The 8,175-nt window shown below is 58.6% G+C and carries 2 protein-coding genes and 2 CRISPR repeat arrays; both genes read left to right on the top strand.

The features are described from left to right. Window positions 1–140: 140 nt before the first annotated feature. Entirely contained in the window at window positions 141–323 is a 183-nt protein-coding gene (locus EYB53_RS24400) for a hypothetical protein (RefSeq protein WP_135482068.1), read from the top strand. A 367-nt stretch (window positions 324–690) separates the two neighbouring features. Beyond that, window positions 691–2,779: a CRISPR direct-repeat array (repeat unit 37 nt; unit sequence GTTTCAAACCCCTTCAAAGCGGGGCTTTTTTTGTGTC). A gap of 183 nt (window positions 2,780–2,962) precedes the next feature. Next, window positions 2,963–4,654: a transposase gene (locus EYB53_RS24395; RefSeq protein ID WP_135482065.1), complete on the top strand. Its 1,692-nt coding sequence runs from the start codon at window positions 2,963–2,965 to the stop codon at window positions 4,652–4,654. 243 nt (window positions 4,655–4,897) lie between these two features. Beyond that, window positions 4,898–8,157: direct repeats of the CRISPR family, unit length 37 nt; unit sequence GTTTCAAACCCCTTCAAAGCGGGGCTTTTTTTGTGTC. Between the last annotated feature and the right edge of the window lie 18 nt (window positions 8,158–8,175).

The following is an 8,175-nucleotide window of genomic DNA, read 5'->3' as shown; positions in this document are numbered from 1 at the left end:
GGAACCGGCAAATCTAGTTGACACCAGGCGGCAAATCTAGTTGACATTTAACAACGATTGCCCAGGGTCCCGGCTCCCGCATCCGCCATACGCTCGATCGCGACAGCGAAGCCTACCACCAACTGTATGACCAGCGCACCATGGTCGAGCGCATCAACAGCCAAGCGGAAGCGCTGGGCATCACGCATCCGAAGCTCCGGCGTGGGCGGGCGATTGTCAATCAGAACACCTTGACCTACGTGCTGATCAACCTGCGGGCGCTCCACCGCCTGCGGTCCGCCGCTGCGGAGGTGCGGCCCGCCACCACGGTCGCGGCGGCGTAACCGCGGCGGGTGCCCCTGGGATGGACACGCAGGTGGGTGGTGGTTCGACCGCCCAGGGGCACCCGCCCGGGCTCGCCGTGGCCTCCCATGTCCCGCGTACGTCTCCCTGGCGATCATTGCGGTGCCGCCGGGGCATGTCCCCCTGTGCCATTGCCGGTCGCGTGGGTCCGCGCCTCACCTAGACCCGGCGCGCCGCCCCGTCCGCCGGGCCGTCCCGACGGTCCACCCCACCGCCTCACCCGATCGCCCACCCCGCTGCGCGGTTCCATCTTCGCGTGCCAGGCGCATATGCGCACAGATGCGCCAAAAAAGCCGTCGTTATGTTCAGTGTCACCGTTGCGGAAGCGGCGTCGCTGCGTTATGTTCAGCCCAACCCTCCTTCAAAGCGGGGCTTTTTTTGTGTCTCAATGGTGAGCTGATCGTCAAGGTCTGCCCCACCTGTTTCAAACCCCTTCAAAGCGGGGCTTTTTTTGTGTCTAGATTGAAGCTGCGCAAAGCTTATAAGGAGCACAGTTTCAAACCCCTTCAAAGCGGGGCTTTTTTTGTGTCCAGCCGCCCGTGCTGCAGGTTTCGCCCAGTGAGCTCAGGTTTCAAACCCCTTCAAAGCGGGGCTTTTTTTGTGTCGCAGCAACGGCACGTCGGGCGAGGGGGTTGTGTCGAGTTTCAAACCCCTTCAAAGCGGGGCTTTTTTTGTGTCTCGAGTGGGCTTACCAGCCCGCCGACGACACGCTGAGTTTCAAACCCCTTCAAAGCGGGGCTTTTTTTGTGTCCTGAGTGCGGCGACGGCCAAGCGTCTGGAACCATCGTTTCAAACCCCTTCAAAGCGGGGCTTTTTTTGTGTCTCCAACATCCGGGTGGACATCCCGATGTACGTCAGGTTTCAAACCCCTTCAAAGCGGGGCTTTTTTTGTGTCTCGAGTGGGCTTACCAGCCCGCCGACGACACGCTGACGTTTCAAACCCCTTCAAAGCGGGGCTTTTTTTGTGTCGTCCTACGCCCACGGCCACAGCGACGCATACGCCACAGTTTCAAACCCCTTCAAAGCGGGGCTTTTTTTGTGTCCATGTTGTCGCGGCTGTTCAGCTGCTGGCGGGCGAGTTTCAAACCCCTTCAAAGCGGGGCTTTTTTTGTGTCGGGACGGACGGACGGACGAGCGAATACCATTGGGTGTTTCAAACCCCTTCAAAGCGGGGCTTTTTTTGTGTCAGTTTACAGAGAGGAGGGACGCGACCTCTGCACTCCGTTTCAAACCCCTTCAAAGCGGGGCTTTTTTTGTGTCTGCCATCGTCGCCGACAACACGGTCGAGTCCTTCAAGTTTCAAACCCCTTCAAAGCGGGGCTTTTTTTGTGTCACGCCAAAGCCAACGAAGCCAACACCACCACCGCCATCGTTTCAAACCCCTTCAAAGCGGGGCTTTTTTTGTGTCCGCTCGACGGCTGGCGGGTGCTGCGCTTCAGCACGGGTTTCAAACCCCTTCAAAGCGGGGCTTTTTTTGTGTCTCCCGCACTGGCCTGCCGCGCTCGGGCGGAACTCGTGCGTTTCAAACCCCTTCAAAGCGGGGCTTTTTTTGTGTCACGAACTGCGCCGGGGTGGTGCCACCCGATGTGCCAAGTTTCAAACCCCTTCAAAGCGGGGCTTTTTTTGTGTCGCGGCTCGATTTCAATCAGCCGCGCTTGTCGCTGCGTGTTTCAAACCCCTTCAAAGCGGGGCTTTTTTTGTGTCGATCCAAGCGTTATTCGCGCCACGATTGCCGCCATGTTTCAAACCCCTTCAAAGCGGGGCTTTTTTTGTGTCCGACCGCACCGGGCGCTTGCTGCCCGTCGTGGCGGTGTTTCAAACCCCTTCAAAGCGGGGCTTTTTTTGTGTCCGTACCAGGCGCTGAAGCAGGCCGTGGATCTGAGGAAAGTTTCAAACCCCTTCAAAGCGGGGCTTTTTTTGTGTCAGACGCACAACGGGGTGGTCGCCACCTGGTGGCGCGGTTTCAAACCCCTTCAAAGCGGGGCTTTTTTTGTGTCGGCAACGGCCTCGCCGACGCCGACCAACACCGCGACGTTTCAAACCCCTTCAAAGCGGGGCTTTTTTTGTGTCGTCACAATGACGACCCACTATAACTTAGGAGCGTGGTTTCAAACCCCTTCAAAGCGGGGCTTTTTTTGTGTCCATCCGCGCCCCCGAGACAGACACGACTTGCCCCGTGTTTCAAACCCCTTCAAAGCGGGGCTTTTTTTGTGTCCAACGACCGCATCAAGTCCCTTGAGGGGATCATTCGCGTTTCAAACCCCTTCAAAGCGGGGCTTTTTTTGTGTCCAACCGCGGTCGCGTGGACTACGAGTACGGGATCGAGTTTCAAACCCCTTCAAAGCGGGGCTTTTTTTGTGTCAATCGAGATTCTAACTTCGAAGTGACAGCGGAATGGCCGTTTCAAACCCCTTCAAAGCGGGGCTTTTTTTGTGTCAGGGTGGACATCCCCCTGTACGTCAGTTCGCCGTCTTGTTTCAAACCCCTTCAAGAGACTGGTGCAGAATACCGGCAACTTTTCGGGGTGCGAAGGATCGCCGATCTGTGTGCTTGAAAAACCGCTTTTTTGTGGCATGATGACTGTAGTGAAAACCGCATCAAGGACACAAAAAAGACGGTTATGCTTCCTATTCTACCACCAATCCTCCGGGCTGGCACGCCCGATCTGCCCGCCGTGCCGCGCTGGCTCCAGGGCTGGATCATCATGTTCCTTGGCCCGATCCTGGTCTGGGCGGAGACGACCATCCTCCGTCGGATTTTCACGACGACGGTGCGCGACCATCCGTTGGTGCGCATCGGCCTGGCCTATGATCCCGCGGCCGTGGTCGCGGCCTGTGCCGCCTATCGCCATCCCGAGGGCGCGCCCGGGGCGCCGCCGACCTTCACGCTGGAGCAGTTGGTACGCGCCGAGATCGTCCGCACGTGGGCCGAGGGCTGTTCCGACCGCGCGTTGGCCTGGCATCTCGCCAGCAATCTCGTGGTGCGCTGGTTTGTCGGGCTGTCCCTCTTTGCGCCGCAGCTTCCCGACCATACCACGCTCGCCCGCTTTCACGGCTGGATGCGCCAGCACGTGCCCGACGCGCTCTTCCGCGATGTGCTCACCTTCCTCGACCACGTTGACCCGGAAGATGCCGCCACCACGCCCCAGATCGTCGATACCTTTGCCATGCAAAGTCCGGTCGCCCCCAGTGTCAGTCCGGCGGCGTTGCTCCGCCACCTGACCCTGCGCCTCCTCCTGCTGCTGCGGCAGCGCGGCCCAGCCACCCTCACCGCCGCGCTGGAGGCGCTCGACCTGACGCCTTTCACGCAGAAGCCGAAACCCGCTCGCAGTGCCGCCGCCCGCCACGCCCGCCTCCAGACCACCGTGGCGCTGGTCGCCCGCGTCGTCACCACGGTCACGGCCCAGCTGGACACGCTCGACCCGGTGGTGTCCCCGCTCGTGCGCGCCTTCCTCGCCGATCTCGCCAAGGTGCAGGCCGATGAACTGACCACCGATGACGCCGGCGTCGTGACCGAACGCCCCGCCAAGGAACGGGGGTCGCGCCGCATCGCCAGTGCCGTTGACCGCGAGGCCACCTTCCGCAAACATGAAGGCAGTCCCGCCGTGCTCGGCAGCAATGCGATTATCAGCACCACCCGCACCCGCATCCGCGCCTGCGTGATCGTGACCGGCTGCACGCCCGATAGTGTCGCCCCAGCCGCCGTGCTCCAGCAGCAGCAGGAGGCCGGGGCACCGCTGCCGGAGATCATCGTGATGGATGGTGCCGCCGGCTGGGGCAAGACCCGCGCCGAGGTGCACACCCGCAGCGACGGCCAGACCAGTCTTGTCGCGCCCATTCCGCAGGGCGGCGGCAGCGACCCCGCCCGCTTCAGCGTCGCCGACTTCCAGGTCGATTTCGCCCGCATGACCTGCACCTGTCCCGGGGGCATCGTCAGCACGACGGTGTATCCCTCGGGCAGCGCCGACGGCATCTCCTTCCGGTTTCGGGCGTCCGACTGCGCCGGCTGTGATGAGCACGGGCAGTGCCGCGACCCCAAGGCCAAACCGACGAGCCACCGCACCGTCTTTATCTCGGACTATCACCATCACATGCGCGAGGCTCGGCGCGTCAACCAGAGCGACGAAGGCAAAGCGTTGCTGCATGACCGCTGGCGCGTCGAACCGACCATCGCCTGGCTCACGCGCTACCAGGGTTGCCGCCGCGCCCGCTGCCTCGGGTTGGCCGCCGCGCAGTTTGAACTCTCCCAGGCCTGCGCGGTCCGCAACCTGCTCAGTTGGCTTCACCGGCACGCGCGGAGGGCCGCCGCCTGAGCGCGACCACGCGGCCCCTGCGTCGTGCCCACACCCCGCACCACGGCGCACGCCCCGCCTGCGGCGTGAGCGCCTGCCCAAAAAATGTCACCCACGGGCACATATGCGGTCTGGAATGGGCATGGAAGGCCAGATTCTGGGCACCTGCGGGCGCCCGGCCCCGGATCCTGCCCGAACGAGCGCGCCCACCCCCCGTTGTTGACCGCATGTGGCCTGTGCTCGGCAGATGGCAGCCCCTATTCTGCACCACTCTCCTTCAAAGCGGGGCTTTTTTTGTGTCCGCCACCATCGCCATCGTTGTAGACCGCACCTTTTTGTTTCAAACCCCTTCAAAGCGGGGCTTTTTTTGTGTCAGCGCCCGTCGTGGGTTTGCTGCGAGGTGTGGAATGAGTTGTTTCAAACCCCTTCAAAGCGGGGCTTTTTTTGTGTCCCCCGCAGACGGCGGTGGCGAACACGAGCGTGCACATGTTTCAAACCCCTTCAAAGCGGGGCTTTTTTTGTGTCCACCGCCATCCCGACCGCCACCATCGCCATCGTTGTGTTTCAAACCCCTTCAAAGCGGGGCTTTTTTTGTGTCTGGAACTCGCTGTTCCCGCCCGCCCCGGCCAGCCAGTTTCAAACCCCTTCAAAGCGGGGCTTTTTTTGTGTCCTTGAGGGGGCGGTGCGGCGCTGGACGGGAGCCGAATGTTTCAAACCCCTTCAAAGCGGGGCTTTTTTTGTGTCCCCAGAAGGAACTGGAGGCCCTGCAAGCCAGGTTCGTTTCAAACCCCTTCAAAGCGGGGCTTTTTTTGTGTCGGCGCTAGTCGCTGCCAAGACCAAGTGGCAGCGGCTCGTTTCAAACCCCTTCAAAGCGGGGCTTTTTTTGTGTCTCGGGATATGCTCGATGCATCCCGAAGGAGTGCCAGTTTCAAACCCCTTCAAAGCGGGGCTTTTTTTGTGTCGTGGAGCGGTGTCTGGCAGCAGACCACCCGGGTCGAGTTTCAAACCCCTTCAAAGCGGGGCTTTTTTTGTGTCGCGCCCCCACCACTAAGGTTGGGTGGGCGGCGCGGCGGTGTTTCAAACCCCTTCAAAGCGGGGCTTTTTTTGTGTCGAGCGGGTGTGACATCCCGTTCAGCTGGAGCCAGAACGTTTCAAACCCCTTCAAAGCGGGGCTTTTTTTGTGTCGCCAAGGTGGACGAGTGGGTGGAGAAGGCCCCCAAGGTTTCAAACCCCTTCAAAGCGGGGCTTTTTTTGTGTCGGGGGCATCTGCGCTGAGGAGGATCTTAAAAACCGTTTCAAACCCCTTCAAAGCGGGGCTTTTTTTGTGTCTTCCCTGGCCGGGAACAAGGGTACAGGCAGCTTTTTGTTTCAAACCCCTTCAAAGCGGGGCTTTTTTTGTGTCACGCCGACGCGCACCACGGTGCCGCCGACGCGCACTGTTTCAAACCCCTTCAAAGCGGGGCTTTTTTTGTGTCAGCGGTGAGGGCTTTGCCCATCACCGGTAGCATCCCGTTTCAAACCCCTTCAAAGCGGGGCTTTTTTTGTGTCCACGTGACGTGCTCTGCGGGCGGCTCCCCACCACGGCGTTTCAAACCCCTTCAAAGCGGGGCTTTTTTTGTGTCTAAGGATTACAGGTACTAAGGTTTGGTATCCTTCAGCAGTTTCAAACCCCTTCAAAGCGGGGCTTTTTTTGTGTCACGAGCACGGCGACGGCGACGGCGACGGCGACCAAATGTTTCAAACCCCTTCAAAGCGGGGCTTTTTTTGTGTCTCGCGGCGCGTTCGATCTTCGCGGGCTCGGCCAGGTTTCAAACCCCTTCAAAGCGGGGCTTTTTTTGTGTCTTATCGCGGCACTTTCGTTGATTGAGCTGCTAAAGTTTCAAACCCCTTCAAAGCGGGGCTTTTTTTGTGTCCCCTAGATCACATGGCGGCGGCACGGCTAACGCCGCGTTTCAAACCCCTTCAAAGCGGGGCTTTTTTTGTGTCTCTGTCACTGATCGCGGTTGGCTATGCCACCGCGACGTTTCAAACCCCTTCAAAGCGGGGCTTTTTTTGTGTCTGTCACGTTCGACTACGGCAAGGTCAACCAGCTGCGTTTCAAACCCCTTCAAAGCGGGGCTTTTTTTGTGTCCGGTCCCGCCTACCTGCGGTGGAACAACCCGCTCGCGTTTCAAACCCCTTCAAAGCGGGGCTTTTTTTGTGTCGGCTTTGCCCCGTCCGTCGGCCACACCTACCGTGTGGTTTCAAACCCCTTCAAAGCGGGGCTTTTTTTGTGTCGTATGGTCGATCGGTACAATCACGCTCAGCATTATCGTTTCAAACCCCTTCAAAGCGGGGCTTTTTTTGTGTCTTCCTGAGCGCCCCCGAGACAGACACGGGGCAAGTCGTTTCAAACCCCTTCAAAGCGGGGCTTTTTTTGTGTCGTATGGTCGATCGGTACAATCACGCTCAGCATTATCGTTTCAAACCCCTTCAAAGCGGGGCTTTTTTTGTGTCGGTCTCGATGGGCAAATCGTCATCGACCAACCCCTTGTTTCAAACCCCTTCAAAGCGGGGCTTTTTTTGTGTCAATCGTTCGGCACTCCGGCGATGGTCTGAAGGTTGTTTCAAACCCCTTCAAAGCGGGGCTTTTTTTGTGTCGCCCAACCCGCACATGCCGGCAACGTCGAGATCAGCGTTTCAAACCCCTTCAAAGCGGGGCTTTTTTTGTGTCACAGGGTAGAGGTCACAAGACCGTCAAAGATGTAATGTTTCAAACCCCTTCAAAGCGGGGCTTTTTTTGTGTCCTCCTAGACCAAGCCGAAAGACTTGACGAGATCATCGTTTCAAACCCCTTCAAAGCGGGGCTTTTTTTGTGTCCAATGTTCGACGCGGTCTTAAGAACCCATTCCTCTCGTTTCAAACCCCTTCAAAGCGGGGCTTTTTTTGTGTCTTCAGGACATCGCCCTCGTCGCGACCGCCGCCATCTAGTTTCAAACCCCTTCAAAGCGGGGCTTTTTTTGTGTCGCCCATGGCTCATGGGCGGGTGGTGAGCCATGCTCATCGTTTCAAACCCCTTCAAAGCGGGGCTTTTTTTGTGTCCCTCCAATAATCAAGAGCCCCAGCGGCTCCACACGCTGTTTCAAACCCCTTCAAAGCGGGGCTTTTTTTGTGTCCAGGCTGGGGCAGCAGACCGACAAGTCGCAGTCTGGTTTCAAACCCCTTCAAAGCGGGGCTTTTTTTGTGTCACGGTCCATTATACACGTAGAGACAGGTCTAAAAGAGGTGTTTCAAACCCCTTCAAAGCGGGGCTTTTTTTGTGTCGATCGCCGCCGGTGCCCTGCTGATAATCTTGCTCATCGTTTCAAACCCCTTCAAAGCGGGGCTTTTTTTGTGTCTAGCCACCACATGGTGGCTATTGATCCCCATAGAAATGTTTCAAACCCCTTCAAAGCGGGGCTTTTTTTGTGTCCTGACATCACTGAAGTTCAACGCTGAACTTAAGTTCGTTTCAAACCCCTTCAAAGCGGGGCTTTTTTTGTGTCTGGTGGTAAAGGGGGTCA

Source organism: Candidatus Chloroploca mongolica (assembly GCF_004762035.2).
Classification (GTDB): Bacteria; Chloroflexota; Chloroflexia; order Chloroflexales; family Chloroflexaceae; genus Chloroploca; species Chloroploca mongolica.
The sequence above is the reverse complement of the archived record's forward strand: the minus strand, read 5'-3'. Positions and strand labels throughout refer to the sequence as shown.

Excerpts from the sequence above, each read along its gene's own strand:
- EYB53_RS24400 (WP_135482068.1), top strand. The coding sequence starts at position 141 with ATGGTCGAGCGCATCAACAGCCAAGCGGAAGCGCTGGGCATCACGCAT.
- EYB53_RS24395 (WP_135482065.1), top strand. The coding sequence starts at position 2,963 with ATGCTTCCTATTCTACCACCAATCCTCCGGGCTGGCACGCCCGATCTG.